General features: G+C 37.3%; 22 protein-coding genes. All 22 read right to left on the bottom strand.

What is annotated here, in order from left to right; translation table 11 throughout:
• Positions 1-26 precede the first annotated feature (26 nt).
• Positions 27-290, bottom strand: a complete 264-nt coding sequence (locus tag MWH28_RS08455) for a YlmC/YmxH family sporulation protein (RefSeq protein ID WP_248618922.1) — start codon at positions 288-290, stop codon at positions 27-29.
• Positions 291-399: 109 nt separating this feature from the next.
• The gene (spoIIR, locus tag MWH28_RS08450) at positions 400-1,110 is read right to left on the bottom strand and encodes a stage II sporulation protein R (RefSeq protein ID WP_248618921.1); all 711 of its coding nucleotides are present in this window, start codon (positions 1,108-1,110) and stop codon (positions 400-402) included.
• 13 nt (positions 1,111-1,123) lie between these two features.
• Positions 1,124-1,900, bottom strand: a complete 777-nt coding sequence (gene sigG / locus MWH28_RS08445) for an RNA polymerase sporulation sigma factor SigG (RefSeq protein ID WP_248618920.1) — start codon at positions 1,898-1,900, stop codon at positions 1,124-1,126.
• A gap of 491 nt (positions 1,901-2,391) precedes the next feature.
• Positions 2,392-3,009, bottom strand: coding sequence for an alpha-ribazole phosphatase (cobC, locus tag MWH28_RS08440; protein ID WP_248618919.1), 618 nt, complete (start codon positions 3,007-3,009; stop codon positions 2,392-2,394).
• A gap of 282 nt (positions 3,010-3,291) precedes the next feature.
• Positions 3,292-4,371, bottom strand: a complete 1,080-nt coding sequence (gene cobD / locus MWH28_RS08435; RefSeq protein ID WP_248618918.1) for a threonine-phosphate decarboxylase CobD — start codon at positions 4,369-4,371, stop codon at positions 3,292-3,294.
• A gap of 169 nt (positions 4,372-4,540) precedes the next feature.
• On the bottom strand, positions 4,541-5,434 hold the full coding sequence (locus tag MWH28_RS08430) for a GHMP family kinase ATP-binding protein (RefSeq protein WP_248618917.1): 894 nt from the start codon (positions 5,432-5,434) through the stop codon (positions 4,541-4,543).
• 104 nt (positions 5,435-5,538) lie between these two features.
• On the bottom strand, positions 5,539-6,273 hold the full coding sequence (gene cobS / locus MWH28_RS08425) for an adenosylcobinamide-GDP ribazoletransferase (RefSeq protein WP_248618916.1): 735 nt from the start codon (positions 6,271-6,273) through the stop codon (positions 5,539-5,541).
• Positions 6,273-6,872: a cob(I)yrinic acid a,c-diamide adenosyltransferase gene (locus MWH28_RS08420; RefSeq protein WP_248618915.1), complete on the bottom strand. Its 600-nt coding sequence runs from the start codon at positions 6,870-6,872 to the stop codon at positions 6,273-6,275. The genes cobS and MWH28_RS08420 overlap by 1 nt, the downstream gene beginning before the upstream one ends.
• Complete coding sequence (locus tag MWH28_RS08415; RefSeq protein ID WP_248618914.1) at positions 6,873-8,252, bottom strand: cobyrinic acid a,c-diamide synthase CobB; 1,380 nt, start codon at positions 8,250-8,252, stop codon at positions 6,873-6,875.
• Between the two features lie 218 nt (positions 8,253-8,470).
• Positions 8,471-9,421, bottom strand: a complete 951-nt coding sequence (gene cbiB, locus MWH28_RS08410) for an adenosylcobinamide-phosphate synthase CbiB (RefSeq protein ID WP_248618913.1) — start codon at positions 9,419-9,421, stop codon at positions 8,471-8,473.
• A gap of 92 nt (positions 9,422-9,513) precedes the next feature.
• A complete protein-coding gene (locus tag MWH28_RS08405; RefSeq protein WP_248618912.1) occupies positions 9,514-10,521 on the bottom strand; it encodes an arsenic resistance protein in 1,008 nt (335 codons plus the stop codon).
• 156 nt (positions 10,522-10,677) lie between these two features.
• Positions 10,678-12,195 carry a cobyric acid synthase gene (locus tag MWH28_RS08400; protein ID WP_248618911.1) on the bottom strand — a complete coding sequence of 506 codons (1,518 nt, stop codon included), beginning with the start codon at positions 12,193-12,195 and terminating at the stop codon, positions 10,678-10,680.
• Complete coding sequence (locus MWH28_RS08395) at positions 12,192-13,724, bottom strand: cobyric acid synthase (RefSeq protein WP_248618910.1); 1,533 nt, start codon at positions 13,722-13,724, stop codon at positions 12,192-12,194. The genes MWH28_RS08400 and MWH28_RS08395 overlap by 4 nt, the downstream gene beginning before the upstream one ends.
• Before the next feature lie 118 nt (positions 13,725-13,842).
• Positions 13,843-14,436, bottom strand: a complete 594-nt coding sequence (gene cobU, locus MWH28_RS08390; RefSeq protein ID WP_248618909.1) for a bifunctional adenosylcobinamide kinase/adenosylcobinamide-phosphate guanylyltransferase — start codon at positions 14,434-14,436, stop codon at positions 13,843-13,845.
• Positions 14,429-15,184 carry a precorrin-6A reductase gene (cobK, locus tag MWH28_RS08385; protein ID WP_248618908.1) on the bottom strand — a complete coding sequence of 252 codons (756 nt, stop codon included), beginning with the start codon at positions 15,182-15,184 and terminating at the stop codon, positions 14,429-14,431. The genes cobU and cobK overlap by 8 nt, the downstream gene beginning before the upstream one ends.
• Positions 15,181-15,867 (bottom strand): precorrin-3B C(17)-methyltransferase, encoded by a 687-nt coding sequence (gene cobJ / locus MWH28_RS08380; RefSeq protein ID WP_345894763.1) that lies wholly within the window; start codon positions 15,865-15,867, stop codon positions 15,181-15,183. The genes cobK and cobJ overlap by 4 nt, the downstream gene beginning before the upstream one ends.
• 26 nt (positions 15,868-15,893) lie before the next feature.
• Positions 15,894-16,925 (bottom strand): cobalt-precorrin 5A hydrolase, encoded by a 1,032-nt coding sequence (gene cbiG / locus MWH28_RS08375; protein WP_248618906.1) that lies wholly within the window; start codon positions 16,923-16,925, stop codon positions 15,894-15,896.
• Positions 16,922-17,677, bottom strand: coding sequence for a precorrin-4 C(11)-methyltransferase (gene cobM, locus MWH28_RS08370; RefSeq protein ID WP_248618905.1), 756 nt, complete (start codon positions 17,675-17,677; stop codon positions 16,922-16,924). The genes cbiG and cobM overlap by 4 nt, the downstream gene beginning before the upstream one ends.
• 203 nt (positions 17,678-17,880) lie before the next feature.
• Positions 17,881-18,582, bottom strand: a complete 702-nt coding sequence (gene cobI / locus MWH28_RS08365; protein WP_248618904.1) for a precorrin-2 C(20)-methyltransferase — start codon at positions 18,580-18,582, stop codon at positions 17,881-17,883.
• Between the two features lie 4 nt (positions 18,583-18,586).
• The gene (gene cbiT / locus MWH28_RS08360) at positions 18,587-19,174 is read right to left on the bottom strand and encodes a precorrin-6Y C5,15-methyltransferase (decarboxylating) subunit CbiT (RefSeq protein ID WP_248618903.1); all 588 of its coding nucleotides are present in this window, start codon (positions 19,172-19,174) and stop codon (positions 18,587-18,589) included.
• Positions 19,167-19,793: a precorrin-6y C5,15-methyltransferase (decarboxylating) subunit CbiE gene (cbiE, locus tag MWH28_RS08355; RefSeq protein WP_248618902.1), complete on the bottom strand. Its 627-nt coding sequence runs from the start codon at positions 19,791-19,793 to the stop codon at positions 19,167-19,169. Before cbiE ends, cbiT begins: the two co-directional genes overlap by 8 nt.
• Before the next feature lie 313 nt (positions 19,794-20,106).
• Positions 20,107-21,201, bottom strand: a complete 1,095-nt coding sequence (cbiD, locus tag MWH28_RS08350; RefSeq protein ID WP_248618901.1) for a cobalt-precorrin-5B (C(1))-methyltransferase CbiD — start codon at positions 21,199-21,201, stop codon at positions 20,107-20,109.
• Between the last annotated feature and the right edge of the window lie 106 nt (positions 21,202-21,307).

Here is a 21,307-nt window from a genome sequence, read left to right as displayed (position 1 = left end):
GCAAATGAAAATAAAGGTGATAGCTCTTAATCTTCACCAGGAGATGAGTCTAATCCATCATTGACTGTAACTAATATAACATCTTCACCAATCTTTTCTATATTTGACCAGGATATGTATAAATCATTATTTTCACTGAAAAATTTTATAAATTTCTCTTCTTTAGGGACAATTATTCCATTTATCTTACCAGCCACTAAATCAATATCTATATCTTCTATCGTTCCCAACCTCTGTCCATTACTAACATTAATAATCTCTTTTGCTTTCAATTCAGAAGTTTTGATCAATTTTTATTCCCCCTTCTTAACCCAGTTATTTATAATTATTATATGTGCCAGATATAAGTTTGTTACAAAATAATAAAGATTATCACTTAATATTAAGTGATAATCTTTATTATTTATCTTTAGTATTCTGTTCTCCTGAGAATAATAATTTATTTAATCCAGGAAAAGAACTTTCTAAAATTTGGGCCAACTTTAATTTAGACTTAACTACTTGAGGATTTTCTTCTATAACTTCAACTAACTTAAATTTAAATTCCACTGGCAGCTCATTTTCTATATCATCTTCTTTTTTAGCTAGTTTATTTAACTCTTTTTCTGATAATTCCTCAATTGAATCGACAAAACATAATGGGGGAAATAATACACACCACCAATTTTCTCCATTTGATTCACCAATCCTTACCTGCAATGCTTGATACTCTCCCGCTTCTAAAGTTGTTCCACCATAACTTCTTGTAGGAAAATCAAATTTTCCTAGTTCTAGTTCAACATTATAATCTTGATCATTCGCTCTTAGTTTATCTTTTACTATCTGCTTAATTTCACTTAAATTATCCTTTACAACTCTTTCAGCTTGTAAAGGATTATCTAAATGCTTGAATAAATAAGTAGTTTCTTTAAGTATTTCAGCTTTTACCGCTCTTTTTATTCGTTGATCATCTAGTGAGTTACTATTAGCAACTACATGTAACCTTAGTAAATCTTCAGACCCATAAGCTTTGAGATTTCCCTCCTTAATAGTAAAACTATTTCGATAGCCTGTTACAAAAACAAAGCTGATCAAAATAGCAATTAAAATTATAAACTTAACCCGCTTCATCTTTTACTCCTCCTCAACCTTCCTTAACATACTTCTTTAAATTATTCAAAGCCGCTTTTTCTAATCTGGAAACTTGGGCCTGAGAAATTCCTATATTCCCAGCTACCTCCATTTGAGTTTTACCCTCATAAAACCTTAATGTTAAGATTAACTTTTCTCTATCTTCTAATTGTCTTAATGCTTCTCTAACTGCAATTCCCTCTAACCAATCATTATCATCATTATCATCGCTAATTTGATCCATCACATAGATTGGATCACCACCGTCATGATAAATTGGTTCAAAAAGTGAAATAGGATCTTGAATAGCATCAAGAGCATAAACAATATCCTCTCTTGGAATTCCTAATTCTTGAGCTATTTCAGTTAAATTAGGTTCTTCAGACTTTTTATTTTCTAAAGTTTCTTTAATTTGCAAAGCTTTATAGGCTGTATCACGTAATGAACGACTAACTCTAATTGGGTTGTTATCCCTCAGATGACGTTTAATCTCCCCAATTATCATTGGAACAGCATAAGTAGAAAATTTAACATTCTTACTTAAGTCAAAGTTATCTATGGACTTCATCAACCCGATACACCCTACTTGGAAAAGATCATCAATTGGCTCTCCACGATTATTAAATCGTTGTAATACACTAAGAACTAGCCTTAAGTTTCCCCCAACAATCGTATTTCTAGCTGACTCATCTCCTTGCTGCATCTTTTTGAATAACTTTCTCATCTCTTTATTAGATAAAACTGGTAGCTCTGAAGTGTTAACACCACAAAGATCTACTTTCTTTCCCATTTATTACCCTCCCACTTATTGCCATATTAAAACCTCTAATCCATTAACAGTATTAGCAGTAATTAAAGTATCTATACATCTATTTTTCATAGAGAATTAATCAAAAATATAATTAAATCACAAAAGATCACATACTTGATTACTATAAGAGAGGAGGCATGTCATAACTACTACTTTAGATTTAATAGTAGTAGATTATTAGCTAGTCAAATTTCCCGAATCACTTGCCAATCATATTAGGTATTATGTACGACGTGAAGCTAGCTTATTCAAGATTAGGCAAAGATTTAACATCGAATTCTTAATTTAGGCTAAATATAAGTTTAAGTCTAAGATTGAGTTTAAGTAAAACCAATAAATACAAATTAATAAAAGTTATCAACAAGCTCTAAAAAGTATAATTTCCTTAATGACAAAATAAAAAAGAGCCAATTGAGAAATTAATTTCTCAATTGGCTCTTTTTTATTTAAACTCTTCTAAAATTTCTTAATTAATCATTTAAATGAACAGTAGAATTAAACAACTCTAAAATAACACTCTCTTCCCCTTCATAAAACTTAAGAATATTGACTGCTGTATTAGACTGCTTTAATCTCCAAGACTTACTAAGGGGCATTTCTAATAGATTACAGAGTAAGGTTCTGATTACTCCCCCGTGGCTAACGATTACTATCTTATTTCCTTCTTCTTCTTCTAAAACTTTTTCTAAAGCTTTAACAGTACGTTTTTCTAACTGCTTTAAACTTTCTCCTGCTGGAGGTTTTTTATTAGCAGGATCTTTCATCCACTCATCAACAGTAAAGTCAAATTCTTTATTAATCTCTTGATAAGTCATTCCCTCCCACTTACCAAAGTTGATCTCTTGTAGCCCATCAACTTGAATCACTTCTAAATCATGCTTCTCAGCTACCAAGCTAGCCGTTTGGTAGGCCCTAGTTAAATTACTAGAATAAACTTTATCTATCTTTTCACTGGCAAATCTAGCCGCTAATTTTGCTCCCTGTTCTTTGCCTTCAGCACTTAATTCAATGTCTTTACTTCCTTGAAATTTAAAATCTCGATTCCATTCTGTTTCACCATGCCGCACCAAAATAACTTCAGTCTCCATTCAACCCCCCCTTAAGAGCAGTTAATAGTTAATAATTAATAGTGTATAGTTAAAAATCTTAAAAAAGCTTAATTGATATAAAGTGGCAAAGTGCCACTTTATATCAGTTTACAGTGAACAGTTGACGGTTGACAGTTAAAACCATTTAAAACTTAAACCCCAAACCAATCTAAAGCTATAATTTTAAGGCTTTTTATAGTTCTTAAGATTTTAAGATTTTGATCTTAACTGTAAACTGTCAACCGTAAACTGTCAACTCAATATTGTGGCACAATATTGTAATTACTCATTAATTACCTCAACCAGATTGTCTATTAAATTTTTATTCTCTACCCTACTCTTCACTGCAACCCTAATAAAGTCTTCTCCAAGTCCAGTATATGTATTGCAATTACGAATTAAAATTCCTTGCCGGGCCAACATCTCCTCTAACTCACTTGCCGTAATAGAGAGTGAACTCAAATCGATCAAGATATAGTTAGCTGTTGGATAGTAGACTTTCCATCCAGCTACTTCCTTTAAGTTATGATACAAGAACTCTTTTTCCCGTTTGATAGCCTCTTTAGTCCTTGTGATATACTCTTGATCATTAAGGGCTATTTGGCCCGCTAATTGAGCAAAGAAGTTACAATTCCACGGATCCTTACCCCGCTCTAACTCTTCAAGCAGACTGGAATTGCTGACCCCATAGCCTAGTCGCAGTCCAGGAATAGCAAAAAACTTGGTCAACGAACGTAATACGAATAGATTATCATATTGATCAACTAGATCAATTACTGTTACCTCTTCCTCTAAAAAATCGACAAAGGCTTCATCAACCATAATAAAGGTATCATGCTGTTGGCCCGCCTCAATAATCTCAATTATCTCTGATCTAGTAATTAACTTCCCGGTTGGATTGTTAGGATTACATAAAAAGAAGAGATCAACCTCAGCCAATTTAACTATCAATCGCTCTAGATCAATCTCAAATTCATCATCTCTACTCAATTTAAACTCTTCTATGTTGGCCCCTACACTCCTTACCGCTGCTCCATATTCAGAAAAAGTCGGGGCCAACACCAACGCCCGCTGTGGTTGTAATACCTTAGCCAGTAAATAAACCAACTCCACAGCACCATTCCCAATTATAATCTCTTCCTGCTTTACTCCTAACTGTTCTGCTAGTTTATCCTTCAACTCAGTACAGTTTGGATCAGGGTAATTAACTATCTGATCTAAGTTATCCTTAATAGCCTCCATTACCTTACTAGGAGGGCCTAAAAAGTTAATATTAGCACTAAAATCTATAATCTCTTCTTGCTCTAAACCATACTCCTTAACTGCCTGATTGAGATTGCCGCCATGCTTCTCTTGTGACATCTTTATCCCCCCTACTTATTAAGATCAATACTCTCAGATAAATTTAACCCTCTCACTACAACGTTTCGCAGATAGTTAAGTTTCTTTGCACCCCCATCTTAGTGTACAATTTACAATGTACAATTGACAATTAAGATTCAAAACACTAAACCCATCAACCATTTTACAACTAAATATTTTCTTTTAGCTGAGCAGATTCAAAATAACCTCCATTGATTATTCTTCGACAGGTTAGATAATTTAACTTAGGAATCCTTTCTCTAATCTTATTCAAGAGTGACTCTACTTTAAATCCATCTTTAATTAGTACTCCTACTAAAGTTCCACTATGTGCAATATTGACTCCTAACATACCTTCCTCTCGTTCTACTAAATCAATTAATTGCTCCAAATTAGGTTTAACTAAAATATCTTGATTAGCCAAGCTACTGATAGTAGCCCCTTGTCCAATTAGCTCCCAGTCATTCTGTCTAACCCCTTCTTTAACCAACTGATAAGCTCGAGCAACCTGGTCAGAGTTGGCCCGCTTTAACTCTACTAAATCATCCCTTTGATTAAATCTAACAGTATCAACCTCTCCTCCGCAATCAAAGATCAGTAATGTAGTCGGTTCTATCTGCCCTAATCTAGTTACCTTACTTCCTTCTAAATGATCAAAAGCAACTATCCCGGGCCAAAAGGAAGCATCAGTAGGTTCAATCGCTAAAGCTAACCTAGTAACTAGTTCTAGCTCTACCTTTTCTCCTAAAGCCAAGGTAGTCGCAATAATAGCTGCTGTAATATCTGCTGTACTACTAGCCATTCCCTTGCCCACTAATAACTGAGATTCTAATTCAACCTCTAAGCCTAAGTTTTGATAACCAAAGTACTGTAAAGTCTTTTTAATTGCCAGTAAGGTCTTATCTGCTTGTTGAGCCATCTTAATCCCCGATTGAGAATTATCTACTTTAACTGTAACTGCATTATATAGGTCAATCGGACAGCTGATTAAAAAATTAGTTTCATCTAATAGACCCTGTACCAACTCACCACAAGTCCCTGGCACTTTAACTGTTACTTTCATAGTTTTTACTCCCTATACTAATATTAAGTTTAAGGCTAAGGCTAAGTTTAAGTAAAACCTAAGACCTTATGGTTTTAATGGTTGACTTAACCTCAAACTTAAACTTAAACTAAGATTACCATAATCAACAACGCCGCCACTTCCATCAACTCATTGATCGCCCCATAACTATCACCTGTCAGTCCATCTATCTGATTAATAATAATTTTAGCAATTAAGATTACAGCTAGCCAACTGACTAAATGGATCACTATTCCAGTTAATCCAAACAAAATTATTCCCAGCACCATTGTCCAGGCAGTTGCTAATAAAAAATGAGTTATTGTAAAATGATTTACATAAGCCTTACCTAATCCTTCCTTGCGGACATAAGGATAATGAAAAGTAGCATAGACTATTGCCCAACGACTAATAGTAGGAAAGTAAAGTAAGAGCAAACTCTTATCAGCTATTGGAGCCTCAACGAATAAACTAAATTTCAGAATAAATAAAACCACTAAGCCGATTACACCAAAAGCTCCAACCCTACTATCTTTCATAATCTCTAAGACTCTCTCCTTTTGCCGTCCGCTGAAGATCCCATCACAGGTATCCATCAAACCATCTAGATGAATCCCCCCTGTTAATGCTACCATCCCCCCTAATAATAGACTATTTGTCACTAACTCAGGAAGATATAACTCTCCTAAATAATTGATTCCTACTAACACTAACCCCAACAAAGAACCAATCACAGGAAAATAGAGCATTGAACTACCTATGTTTTCTTCTTTATAATCTAATTTCTTCGTTACTGGAATTCGGGTAATAAACTGTAAAGCAATTAAGAACCGGTTCATTAATACTCAATCCCCCATCTACTCTTAATCCCTTGCTCTTGATAAGGATGCTTAACTGCGTTCATTTCAGTCACTAAATCGGCCCGTTTTACAATCTCTTCTGGAATTCCTCGCCCTGTCAAAACCAATTCTGTCCGCTCTTGCTTTAGATCTAGTAAGGATAAAACTTCTTCTGTTGTTAATAGATCATAGCGTAATGCATTATTGATCTCATCTAAGATCACTAAATCAGCCTCTCCCTTGTTTAAGACAGTTTCAGTATATTGATAAGCCCATAGAGCAAATTTCCGGTGAACTTCAAGCTCATCACCTTTTCCCACAAAGCATTCTCCACAGCCTGTACATTCCATTATCCCTTGGCGAATCTGACTAGAAAAAGAGCACCCTTTCCCAAATTGTCTCAAATTGAAATTAGGTAATTTCTCTGTCGAAAATAATTCCCCAGTATAACTACTTCCTTTTAGATACTGGATCATCTCTACAGTTAAGCCATGTCCTACAGCTCTTAAACCCAATCCTAAAGCAGCAGTCGTCTTTCCTTTGCCAGTCCCAGTATAGACCTGAACCAATCCTTGCTTTAATTCAGACTGTATCTCCATTTAATTACCCTCCTTATAAGCTTGACAGTTATCTAAAAATCTCCTTGCTACCTGCAAATTACTCCCAAAGTGAAGATGTAAATAGCTAGCCAATAGATTATCACTCACAATTCCTTCTAACCTTCCATCTTTCCCTTTACCACCAAATAATTGATAACTATAATCCAACTCATCTGCTAGATTGGTCAATTTAGAATAGTGGAATTCATGCCCTTTAACCTCTTCTCCAGCCTTTAATAATAAATTATCTTGACAAGCTTTGGCCTTGACATAACCCATTGCTTGTAATCTATCTTGCATCTCTACTTGAGCACAAATCAATCCAACCATTGGAAAGCTCTCTTGAGTAAAATCTGTAATCTGCTCTGTTAAGTACATCAAGCCCCCACATTCAGCATAAATAGGCATACCTGCTTCTACCTGCTGATAAATCTCTTCTTTCATACTTTGATTAGTAGCTAACTCCTCTAAAAAGCTTTCTGGAAAACCACCACCAATATATAACCCATCAACCCCTGGTAATTTTTGATCATTAATCGGGCTAAAATACTCCAGCTTAACTCCTAAATTCTCTAAAATATCAAGATTATCCTGGTAGTAAAAATTGAAAGCTTGATCATAAGCTACACCTAAAGTCAGATTATACTCAGCAATCTCAACAAAAAGCTTCTGTTCTGCTAACTCTAAGTCAACAGAAGTCTTAGCTAACTCAACTACAGCTTCTAAATCAAGATACTCCCTGATCAGATCACTCAACTGAGTAATATAGTCCGTCAACTCTTCACTCTCTGCCGTCGGTACTAATCCTAAGTGTCGCTCTGGCAACTCCAACTCCTGTTGAGAAGGTAGATAACCCAATACCTTTACTCCAACCTCTTCTTCGATTGGCCCTTTGATCATTTCATAATGCCGCTTACTACCTACATTATTTAGGATAACCCCTGCTAAGTTCAATTCAGAATCAAAATTCTTATAACCATAAGCCATTGCAGCAGCACTTTGGGCCATCTTTTTAACATCGAGTACCAATACAACTGGAGCCTTTAATATCTTGGCAATCTGAGCTGTACTTCCTTGCTTTTTGCGACCTTGCTTCCCATCAAAGAGCCCCATAACACCTTCAACAATTGAAATATCAGCTTCTTGAGCAGCATTCAAAAAGCTCTCCCTAACTCCTTCTTCTGATAAGAAATAACTATCTAAATTACGAGATTGATTACCAGTAACTATAGTATGAAACCCTGGATCGATATAATCCGGGCCAACCTTATAAGGCTGCACATTATAACCTTGCTCGACCAAAGCAGCCATCAAACCGATCGTAATTGTCGTCTTTCCTACTCCACTTTTGGTACCAGCTATTACTACTCTAGGATTCATCTCATCAACTCCCCACTATAAAACAGTTAATAATTAATAGGTAATAGTCAAAAATCTCAATTGATAATTGATAGTTAAATACATGATTTACAATGTACGATTTATAATTGACAATTAAAATACAACACCTTAAGGGCAAACCATTTAATATTAAATATTTAAAATCAAAAAAACTTTTAACCACGAATGCACTCGAATCAACACTAATTAAATTCTTTTTATCTAAGCACTAGGCTAAGCAAATAAGATCCAGCTAGAAAGATTCCAGTATTCCAGTAGATCAACTTAATCGTATCTTGAATCTGCTCAGTAGCAAAGTCAACCTTAGCTTGCCCTAAATAAGCTCTTTTGCTACGTTGGCCCTGATAATAATTGACCCCTCCTAGTCGAATCTGTAATGCTCCTGCTATTGCTGCCTCTGGAAAACCAGCATTGGGACTAGGGTGTTTCTTAGCATCCTTCATAATCGTCTCTAACGCTAGCTTCCATTCCTTATTTAAAAATACAGCAGCTATTACAAATAATCCTCCGGTCAAGCGGGCTGGAATCAAGTTAGCCAGATCATCAATCTTAGCAGCAGCCCAACCAAAATCTTGATACTTCTCATTCTGATAAGCAACCATTGAATCTAAAGTATTGACCGCTTTATAAGCTAAAGCCAGTGGAGCTCCCCCAATCAAACCAAAAAACAGAGGAGCAATAATCCCATCACTTGTATTTTCAGCCAAGGTCTCTATCGTACCTCTGACAATCTCTCCTTCTTCTAAAGAATCTGTATCACGACCTACAATCCAACCTAAGCTCTTCCTTGCTTGCTTAAGTTGATCCGTAGTCAATTGATTATAGATCTCTCTTCCTGCTCCAATCAATCCTTTGATTGCTATTGTAGTCGATAATAACCAAATATTAATTATTAGTCCTAAATGATAGTTAAATCCAAAAAAGATTTCTAAGATCAGCTGACTGATCAGATAAGTACTCCCAATCACTACTACTGAAAGGATAACTCCAGCTATCTTCAATCCAAACTTACCACTAAATATCTTCCGCAATCCTAGCTCTAACCAATTGATCCCCTTCCCAATTATTACGACTGGATGTGGTAAAATGTTAGGATCACCAACTAGCAGATCAATGATTACTGCTATTAATACTAGGTAGTTTTCCATCTACTCCCTCCCTTCGCTTATCAGTTTACGGTTTACAGTTGACAGTTAAAAACATTAAAATCTTACAACCTTAAAATTTATTATAAAAAAAGTTAACCATGATTGAATAAATTATATTTATTAATAACCAAAAAGAACTTAGAAATTAAAGCAAGCATAGGAAGTTCAATCAATGGGCCAATTGCTAATGCAAGAGGAATTAATGGTCTATCAGGAAAAATTGAAACAGCTATAGCTAAAGCTAGTGGAGAATTACGGGCCAAAATTGCAAAATTTAAAGCTACATTATCTTGATAAGAAAATCCTATTAAATAACTAATAATATTTCCTAAAATTAAATTAACGCTATAAAATAATAACACAGGAACTAACATTCTAAAAAATAAACTTGGTTGATCAAACAAAACCTTTCCTTGAGATGAAAACATAGCCGTTATCGCTAAACAAAGAAAGAGAAATTCAAAAATTTCAATCTTAGGATAAACCTTATTCTCTAACCACTCTAGATTAGAATTAGTAATAGACAGTATTACTTTATTAGTTATAAATGCAGCAACAAAAGGAATTACGAGTACGAAAATAACCCCTTCTCCAATAATAGTAGGGTCAATTTCAATAAGTTGTCCTACTAAGACAAATAAATAAATAGGAAGTAACAACAACTGTAATAATAACTTCCACGGTAAAATAGAAACCCCTAAAGCAATATTTCCACGGGCTAATGCAGTAAAAAGTAAATACCAATCTGTACAGGGTGTTACCATTAGCATAATAAAACCTATTTGTATATCAGGCAAATCACTTAAAAATAAAATTGCTAGTCCAAATGCTAATAATGGATTCCAAATAAAATTTATCCCAACACCTAATCCAGTAAATTTGATGTTAGTAAAAGCTTGACCTAAATTTTTAACTGAAACCTGTAAAAATACTCCATATAGCATTAACATTAAAAAAGGTAATATAAAATCAGCTGCATGAACAGTAATTAATTCAAATCTACTTAAATATAAACCAGTAAATACCGCCAGTGTAATAAAGAAAAATTGTGATCTTTCAAATTGATTCAATTTTCCAGTATTATTATCTTTATTAGACATTACTTTAAGCCTCCACAAAATAAGTTGAATATAATAGCCCATTCCTTGATTTCACTATTTTCTCGAATTAGATGTCATATAACTTATTCATGAAATAATATGTTCTGCTTTTACTTAGACTTAGACTTAGACTTAAACTTAAACTTAAGCTATGCTTTATCCCTCTATAATCTCATACAACTTCTCCATATCCAAATTCTCTCTAACACCAGCAGCCAACTTCTCGTAAGCTTCTTCTCGCTCTGAATTAATCTCTATCACTTCATCTTCAAGCGGGGCCAACCCCTTCTTACTTCGCAAAAAGTTGATCAACTGACGCCTTAAATTATCATTATCAAAGATCCCATGTAAATAAGTCCCCCAGATCAGACCATCAGGACTACAAGCACCATCAGCTACACTGACTTCTCTTTCTGATCGCTCAGTAATCTCCAATAAAGGTTGGGAATCAACCCCTAATTCAGTCCGTCCCATATGAATTTCATATCCAGTAACCAACTCTTCTTCTAATTGTGCCCAAAAACCTTTATCTCCTGTAACTCTAGCTCGAACTTGACTGGTAATCTTCTCAGTAGCTAAGGTCGTTTCCAAATCCAACAGACCCAAACCTTCAATCTGTCCCCGCTCTGTCTCCACTCCAGCAGGATCATAGATCACTCTTCCTAGCATCTGATAGCCACCACAGATTCCTAGCACTGGAACTTTAGCTTCCGCCCTCTTAATTATCTCTGCTGCAAGCTCTGTCTGATATAAATGTTCCAAATCTTCAATCGTATTCTTACTACCAGGAATAATGATCAAATCTGGCTCGCCAAGCTCCTCTTTGTACTCAACATAACGTAATCTAGTACCAGGCTCCTTGGCTAAAGCATCAAAATCAGTAAAATTGGAGATATGAGGTAGTCTAATAACTACAATCTCCAATTGATAATCCTCTGCTCCTTGGATAGAACTAGGAATTGAATCCTCTTCTGGCACTTTAAAATCTTCAAAATAAGGAAGTACTCCTAATACTGGTACCCCTGTATCTTCTTCTACATAATCGATCCCTGATTGAAGTCGGCTGACCTCCCCGCGAAACTTATTAATGATAATCCCTTCAATCTGCTCTCGCTCTTCCTCATTCAATAGCTCAAAGGTACCAATGATCGAGGCAAAGACCCCACCACGATCTATATCAGCTACTAAGATCACTGGTGCTTCAGCCAACCTCGCTATCCGCATATTGACCAGATCATAGTCCCTAAGGTTAACCTCTGCTGGACTACCTGCTCCTTCTAAAACAACGATCTGATACTCATCCTTTAACCGCTCTAAAGACTCCTCAATCGCTTCTAAGCCAACCTGTTGTGAACTGAAATACTCCTGAGCAGTCATATTCTGACTGGCTTGCCCATGGATAATCACCTGTGACGAGGTATCCTCCTTCGGCTTCAACAAAATTGGGTTCATATCGACCGTAGCATCGACTTTAGCTGCCTCCGCCTGGACAGCCTGAGCCCGACCGATCTCTCCTCCTGCTTTAGTAATATAAGAGTTCAAAGCCATATTCTGTGACTTAAAAGGAGCTACAGAATAACCATCCTGTACCAGAATCCGACAGATAGCAGCAGTCAAAACACTCTTTCCTACATCTGAACCTGTCCCTTGAAACATAATTGCTCTTCCTGTCATAACAACATCCCATCCTCTTCTAAGACCTGATAAATATAATCTAAATCTAGATTTTCGCGGACTATTGCAGCCAACTTCTGATAACCTTCTTCTAATTTATCTTGACTTGCATCTGATTCAACTTCTAATAGCTCCAAGCCCTTTTGCTGGCGCAAGTGATTAATAAAACTCAATCTAAAATGGTGATTATCAAAGATGCCATGGAGATAAGTCCCCCACACCGAACCACTCTGATTACAAGCACCATCAATTACTTCAACCTCTTGCTGAGATCGCTTTTCAATCCTACAGAAAGGTACTGCCTCTGCTCCCAACTTACTTTGGCCCATATGGATCTCATAACCTGTTACTTCTTTACTAGCCAGATTAGCCATAAAACCTACCTCTGACTCAATCACTGCCTCTGCTTGATGAGTCGTCTTAGCTTGGTTAAAAGTCGTCTCTAAATCCAGTAGACCCAGTCCAGGCAATTCTTCCTCTGTCCCTTCAACCAACTCAGGATCGATCAATTTAGTCCCTAAGATCTGATATCCACCACAGATTCCTACAATATTCATTCCTTGCTCAGCAAGTTCAGTTATTCGTTCAGCCAGACCTTCCTCCTGTAAATAGAGTAAATCGGCTACTGTATTCTTAGTCCCAGGAATGATTAAAGCATCATAATCAGCCAATTCATCATTCTTGGTTATATAATCAACCATTACCTCTTCTTCTTCAGCCAAAGCATCAAAGTCAGTAAAATTAGAAATATGGGGTAACTTAAGCACCCCAATCTTAATCTCAGCCTCCTCAGAATCGAATCGATCCAGAACAACTGCATCTTCATCAGGAATCTTAAAACCTTTAAAGTAAGGAATAACTCCGACAACCGGCTTACCTGTCTTCTCCTCTAAGATATCAAGCCCCGGCTTTAATAACTCATAATCCCCTCGAAATTTATTTAAGATAATCCCTTTGACCAACTTCCTCTCTTCAGGTTCTAATAACTTCAAAGTACCAACCACTGAGGCTAAGGCTCCACCACGATCAACATCAGCCACCAACAAGACTGGAGTCTGATTCAATTTAGCAATCCTCATATTGGCCAAATCCTGATCCTTAATATTGATCTCTGCTGCAGCTCCTGCTCCTTCCATCACCAAGACTTGATAATTTTGGCCCAGCTCGGTCAAAGATTGATCGATAATCTCAACTGCCCAGTCAATATACTCTTCAGTCTTACGATCCAAGCCTCGATCACCAATCGGCTTTCCTCTGACTATAATTTGAGATAGACCACCACCCTTAGGCTTGACTAAAAGAGGTTGCATATCAACATCGATCTCAATCCCTGCTGCTTTAGCTTGGACAGCTTGGGCTCGACCAACCTCTCCTCCATCTTTAGTTACATAGGAGTTTAGAGCCATATTCCAAGCTTTAAAAGGAGCTACTCGATAGCCATCTTCAGCAAAGATACGACATAAAGCAGTCGCTAAGATACTCTTTCCTACATTTGATGCTGTTCCTTGGAGCATAATCCCCTCTACCATTTAAACACCCCCGTTATAAAGCAGTTTACAATTGACAATTTACAGTTGACAGTTAAAAATCAAACCCATTCAAATTATACATTGTTCATTATTAACTCTAATCACCAATCACTAATTACTAACCACGAAATTGTTCTCTTGTTTCAATCCCTAGTTCCTTAATCTCAACCGGTAGCCCTGCATATGTAATATAAACCTCGTCAGCTTGAGCAGCAACCCGTTGGTTGGCCCAACCTACTAGGTCACGATAGACTCGTCCTAATTTATAAGAAGGGACTACACCCTGCCCTACTTCATTAGAAACAATGACCAACTCTAAATTCTTCTTTCGTCCTACCTCAATTATCTGCTCAACCTCAGCCAAAATCTCTTCCTCTTTAGCCTGTAAAGTAAAATCAGTCTCATCTTCTGCTAGATCACTATCAGCTAAAACCAGATTAGAGAGTAAGACCGTCAAGCAATCAAGCAAGACGACTGAGCCTTCCTCCAGCTCAGTCAATGCTTGACTGACTAGCTTTGACTCCTCAATCGTTCGCCACTCTTGTGGTCTAGATTGACGATGTCTAATAATCCTTTCTTTCATCTCTTCATCTCGTACTTCAGAAGTAGCCACATAAATTACATCTTGACCTCCTAAGTTCTCTACAACATCCTCAGCAAAGCTACTCTTTCCACTCCTTGCTCCACCTAATACTAAGATCAATTTACTCATCTGCAATCTCTCCTAATAACTTCTGATAGTCAGTTACAATCTTATCTGTCGGCAACTGTGGTCTAGTAATCAAGATTACTGGAATCCCTAAATCTAAAGCTGCTTCTAATTTGGTCCCCAATCCACCAGTCTTACCACTTGCTTTAGTAACTAAAGCTGAAATATCATATCTCTTTAAGATTGCTTGATTTAACTCCTTACTGAAAGGACCTTGCATCCCGATTAAGTTCTGAGGAGTAAATCCTAATTCCTGAGCTTGCTTAACAAACTGCCAAGTAGGCAAGATCCGTGCTACTAATCTCTCTTCCCAATTATCGACTTCCTCAACGAAGTAATTCAACCTTCGACTACCTATCGTCAATAGCACTCGTTCAAAGTCGTTGGCCCTTCTAGCAGCTTCTCGATAATTATTAACTTCAATAATCAACTCCTGCTTAGGAACTTCAATCTCCTCTCGTTCAAAACGCAGATAATCAACCTCTAAATTATTACAGAGCCCGATTGCTATTTTAGAAACCTCTTCTGCAAAAGGATGGGTTGCATCAATTACAAGATCAATCCCTCGCTTTTTAATCAACTCAGCCATAGCTTTTTTATCTAAACGTTCTTGGATTACTTCAACTCCTAGTTGGGATACTAATTGATAGCCATAATCTGTCACTACAGAAGCGATTAACTCCTTACCAGCCTCTTTTAAGCTTTTGATTATCTGACGACTATCCTTGGTCCCAGCTAAAACAAGAATCATACATTATAACCTCGCGGTGTAATCATTAAATCATCGGCTGTAAATGTTTCAGAGTTACCAATAATCACTGTCGTCAACATATCGATATCTTTTTCTAGCATCTCAGCTAAAGTAGTAATCACCACTCTTTCATTTCCTCGCTTAGCCTTACGTACAATCCCTACCGGTGTACTTCCATCTCGATGCTCCAAAAATATCTGTTGAGCTACTTCAATCTGTTCAGTCCGTTTCTTACTCTTAGGATTATATAATGCTACGATAAAATCGGCTTGAGCAGCCTTAGTTAATCTATCTTTGATTACTTCCCAAGGCGTCAATAGATCACTTAAACTGATCACCGCATAATCATGCATCAGTGGTGCTCCTAAAGAAGATGCTGCTGCATTAGCAGCTGTAATTCCTGGAACCACTTCTACTGGTAGATCTATTTCTTCTTCTTGAACAACCTCTAAGATCAGACCAGCCATACCATAAACTCCTGGATCACCACTACTGACAATTGCTACACTCTTACCTGTTTGAGCTATCTCAATTACTTTATTAGCTCTATCAACCTCTTTCATCATCGGTGATTCAATCACTTCTTGCTCCTCAGATACTACATCATCTAATAACTTAATATAGGTCTTGTAGCCGATTACTACATCAACCTCTTGTAACAACCGATAAGCTTTCAAACTCATCTGCTCAATATTCCCCGGGCCAATACCTACAACATAGATACTTCCTTGACTACTGCTACTGTGACTTGGTTCCTTACTGTTTTTGATAAGATCAGCTCCCCTCTTTTGTTGGCACTTATTATCGCTACTGGCTCGCATACACCACCAACTCCTATCTGTTTTCTAACAAATTCTGACGTAGTATATTCAAAATCCGCTTCCTTAATCTCTGCTCTAGAAATAATCTCAACCGGAACTTCCAATTCTTCACCATACTCTAAAATTCCAGCTTCATCCTGCTTTAAGTCAACCGTTGCTAACTTCTTAACACTCTCTTTTTTTAACTCTAATTTTGCTAAAGCTGACTCAACAGCTTCCTTTACCTGTTTTTTACTGACTCCCCGCCGACAGCCAAGGCCTACAACTATATTCTGAGGTACTAACTGTAAATAGGGCTCCTCAATCGTAAAGTCTCGCTCAGAGATAATAACAGGAAATCCTTCTACCGTTCCTAGCTTCTCTAACGGAAATAGTCTAACATTCTGATCCAATTCTAAATCAAGCTTAAGATCAGTAAAGATATTGACTCTCTTCCCATTGACCAATGCTCCATTAGCCAACTTCAAATTAGAGAATGGGACAATCTCACAACCAAGCTCCTTAGCCAACAGATCAAAGGCCAACTTGCCGTGGCAATCGGTTGCAGTTGTAATCACAGGATCAGCATCAAGCAGTCCTGCTATCCTTTCAGCTAAACGGTTGGCCCCACCTAAATGACCGGATAAGGTACTGATTATATGTTGGCCCGTCTCATCAATAGTGATCACTGCTGGATCTTCTCGTTTATCAGCTACATAAGGGGCCAACACCCGCACCACAATCCCTAAGGCCATAATACAGATAATCCCATCATATTCTTTAAATAACTGACCTACCAGCTCCTTTAACGAAGAATCAAACTTAATTACTCCTGTTGCTGACAACTTGGTTGGTAGATAGATGTCCGCTTCTAGATCCTGTTCTAACTTAGAAGCTAACTTCTTACCTTCTTCAGTTAAAGCAACAATGGCTAACTTCATTCGCTTTGGGCCTCTCTAAATTCATGGGTGAAATTTTTGTCATATAACTTAGATTTCTCATATTCAGTATCTAAGAAATCGCCGACCAAGATCATAGCAGTCTTATTAATTCCTGCTTCCTTAACCTTTTCAGCTATATCTTCTAAAGTACCCTTGACTATCTTTTGATCAGACCAAGATGCTTTCTGAATTACAGCAATCGGTGTTGAACTAGAATACTCTTTAGCCAACTCTGCTGCTACATCTTCAATCATCTGCACACTCAAAAAGATTGCCATCGAAGCATTATGCCGAGCTAGCTTAGCCAACTTCTCCTTCTCTGGTACAGGAGTTCTTCCTTCCATCCGCGTTACAATTACAGTTTGAGTAACATCTGGTAAAGTAAACTCCCGTTCTACCGCTGCAGCTGCAGCTAAAAATGAACTGACCCCTGGAATAATCTCATACTCAATTTCTACTTTCTTTAAATGATCCATCTGCTCTTGAATCGCTCCATAGATGCTAGGATCACCTGTATGGACTCGGGCTACTATCTTACCATCTGCAACCGCTTCTTCCATCTTTTCTAATACTTCTTCTAAAGTCATGCTCGCACTATTATAGACTTCCGCTTGCGGAGCATACTCCAAAACTTCAGGATTGACCAATGATCCTGCATAGATTACGACCTCTGCTTGTTCTAATGCTTTCATTCCTTTAATCGTCAATAATTCAGGATCACCTGCTCCTGCTCCAATAAAATAAACCTTCATTGACCTACCCCCTCTAGTTAGTGTACAGTTTACAGTTGACAGTTTACAGTTAAAAAACCCCTTAAAGCCAAAAACTTTTTAATTGTAAATTGTACATTCCGTCAATTGTACATTGTTAATTGTTTTTGAACTATTAACTATTAAATATTAAATATTCATTCCTTTTTACTAGTTACTAATTACCAGTTACCAATCACTAGTCACTATTTCTTAACGATCATCATCGATAAATAATCGATATCTGTCCCTACCAAAGAATCTAAATCCTTCGTAATCAATTCATCCTCTTGCCCACAACGACTGACAAACCAGGCATTCTCCTGCAACTCCAATTCAGTTAATAATTCAACAATTTGATCATAATACTTAGCTACCTTAAGTAAAACAATATTTTCATTCTGTTTAATTATCTCTTCTAGCTTGTCATGATCATAGGTTGCCGGCACAATAACCAGCTTCTCATCTTTTTCAGTCAATGGTATATTGACCCGAGAACTGGATGCTGCTATCGAAGTAATTCCCGGTACCGTCTCCACCTCAATCTCTGGATGATTATTCTTAATCCGCTCTAAGACATAAATATATGTACTATATAATAATGGATCTCCGATCGTAATAAAAGCAAGATCTTGGCCCTCTTCTAATAAAGTGACCATCTCCTCTGTCGCTTGATCCCAAAATTTGTTTAATTCATCCTGATCATGGATCATCGGAAAGAGCAATTCCTTAACTCGCCCTTGACAATCCACCTCTTCCTTAACTATCTGCAAGGCAACACTATCTCTACCCTTCTTAGATTGCGGAGTACATATCATATCAACCTCTTCTAAGACTCGTTTAGCTTTTAAGGTCAATAATTCTGGATCACCTGGGCCAACTCCTAAACCATATAATTTACCACTCATCCTGTCACCTCTTCTCTCCACTAATAATATAAACTGGATTTAATCCATTAAACATCTGATAGTTCCCAATCTCTCTCGTCCGCGTAACTGCTAAATTACAGATATCAAGCTGATAATCAAGCTCTTCTAACTTCTGATAAGCTGCAGTCAAGGTATTCATCGTCACAGCATTGACAACAACCCTTCCTTGAGGAGTCAATCTATCAGTCACCACTTCTAGGATCTGATCTAGATTCCCTCCACTACCACCGATCAAAACCCGATCGACTGCTGGTAAATCAGCTAAAGCTTGTGGTGCCTCACCATGAATCAATTCAATATTATCTACTCCAAACTGCTTCATATTCTGTGGGATTAACTCCATCCCTTCCTCTTCCCGCTCAATAGCATAAATCTGCCCCTTTTTAGCAACTAAGGCAGCTTCAATACTGATTGAACCGGTTCCAGCACCAATATCATACATCACTGTATCCTCTTTCAATCTCAACTTAGAGATCGTAACCGCCCTGACCTCTTCTTTGGTCATCGGTAGATCTCCTCTAATAAATTCAGCATCAGGAATACCAGGAACTTGATACGGCCAACTACTCATCACAGATCACCATCACTGTCAAACCTCCAAATTCCTGTTGACTCAATTCAGCTAAACTTCCCTTAATCACTTTTTCTTCTGGATAAGAAAGACGTTCAGCCACAATTCCCTGTTTATCTCCCAAACCTTCCGCCGTTAAATATTCAGCAATCTGGTGGGGAGGAAACTTATTATCCGTAAAGAAACCTACTTTATTATGCTCAGCAAGCAACTCCAGTAATTCTTCCTTATCTTGATTACCATGCAGACTGGTCAACTTAGCATCCTGCCAACTGAGCTTAGCCTTAGCAAAACCTAACTGCATAGCACTGATTCCTGGTACAACCTCCAATACCTCTTCAGAAAAATGCCGCTTCAAATAATTTAGCATACTATATAGACCGGTATCACCAGAAACCAAGACTGCAATCTGTTGATTTTGATAATTAGCCTCAATATAATCTTTGATCTTTGCTAAATCTGCTTTAATTACCATCTCTTCTTTATTATATTCTGCAAATAAAGCTAGAGCTCTCTCTCCTCCAATCAAAAGATCAGCTTCCCTAACAAGTCTATCAGTAATCGGCAGTACATAATCTTTAGTACCCGGGCCAATCCCTAAAACATAGATCTTACTCATCTAACCACCCCGCTTCGCAATTAATAGTGTACAGTTTACAGTTTACGGTTGACAGTTAAAGGCATTAAAACCTTTAAAATCAAAATCATAAAATACTATACACTCAAACTTTGTCATGAGAGTTTTTTATAGTGGTATCTAGATTTTTTCGTTTAACTTCTTGACGAATTGAGAAATAAATAAGAGCTTGATTTAGCTAATTTCCTATTTTAAATTAGCTTGCTCTTATTTATTCGCAGATGAGTCTTAGAAGTTTAGAAAAAATCTTTCAAAACGAAAAAACCTCTCATATCATACAGAAAACAACGTTTAATTATAACTCTAATCTATAACTTCCCAGTATTTCTTCCTCCATCGAAAAGAGCAAACTCCTCACTTCCAGCTCACCCTTCACATACTCTTCGGATCTGATCGCAACCCGCTCAGCCAACAGATCAAAGACCTCTGTCAACTCAGCCTCTTTAAGTAACTCTATCGTCTCTTCTGCAGTATTAGCAGTCAAGATCTCTTCAATCAAATCACGTTGACCACCACTGACAGCGGTATAAGCTGCTATCGTTTCTCTTCTAGCATCAGCTACATAACTGTGGGTATTGAAGATACCAGCAGCCACTTTAACCAACTTACCTAAGTGTCCAATCAAAGTCAACTCGCTGACCCCCTTCTCCACTGCATATTTCAGCATAAAGCCAACAAAATTACTCATCCTAATCACTTGCTGTGGTTGATAACCCAATTTAGCAGCCATTCTCTTACCATAATTGCCAAAAACAAAGGCTAAATCCTCTTCTCCTGCAGCTAAAGCCTGATCAACTGCTAATACCAGAGAATCCTTATAGGCTTGCTCGGACATAGGCTCTACAATCCCCGTCGTTCCCAAGATCGAGATCCCTCCTTCAATCCCTAACTGTGGATTGAGGGTCTTAGCTGCTGTCTCAACTCCTTTAGGAACTTCGATTATTATCTTGGCACCTTGCTTATCAGGTAATACCTTCTTAACTTCCTCTGTAATCATCTTTCGTGGAACAGGATTGATCGCTGCTTCTCCCACTTCAGTTGCTAAACCTGGTTTGGTTACTTGACCCACCCCTTGACCACCATCTAACTCAATTCTCGGTATATCAAGCAATTCCACATGAGCTACAATCTCCAAACCATCCGTCACATCTGGATCATCTCCACCATCTTTAATGATCGAAGCTGTAGCCTGCTGATGATTAAAACTGGCCTTAACAACTTCTAATTCAAGCTCAATCTCTGCTGGAGTATCTATCTTAATTCTTTTAACCTCTTGTTCAGTGACTAACATCTTAGTCGCTGCTTTAGCAGCAGCTGTAGCAGCACTCCCTGTCGTATAACCTCGCTTCAACTTTTTCCCATCTCTAACTATGTAAGATTCAAATCCCATAATGCTACCCCTTTGAAAGCATTTAATAATTAATATTGAATAGTTGACAAACAAACCCTGCAACCACAAATTAACACCACTAAACACAAATAAAAAATTAATTGTT

Source organism: Natroniella sulfidigena, from assembly GCF_023223645.1.
Classification (GTDB): domain Bacteria; phylum Bacillota; class Halanaerobiia; order Halobacteroidales; family Halobacteroidaceae; genus Natroniella; species Natroniella sulfidigena.
This window is presented reverse-complemented; position numbering and strand designations above follow the sequence as displayed.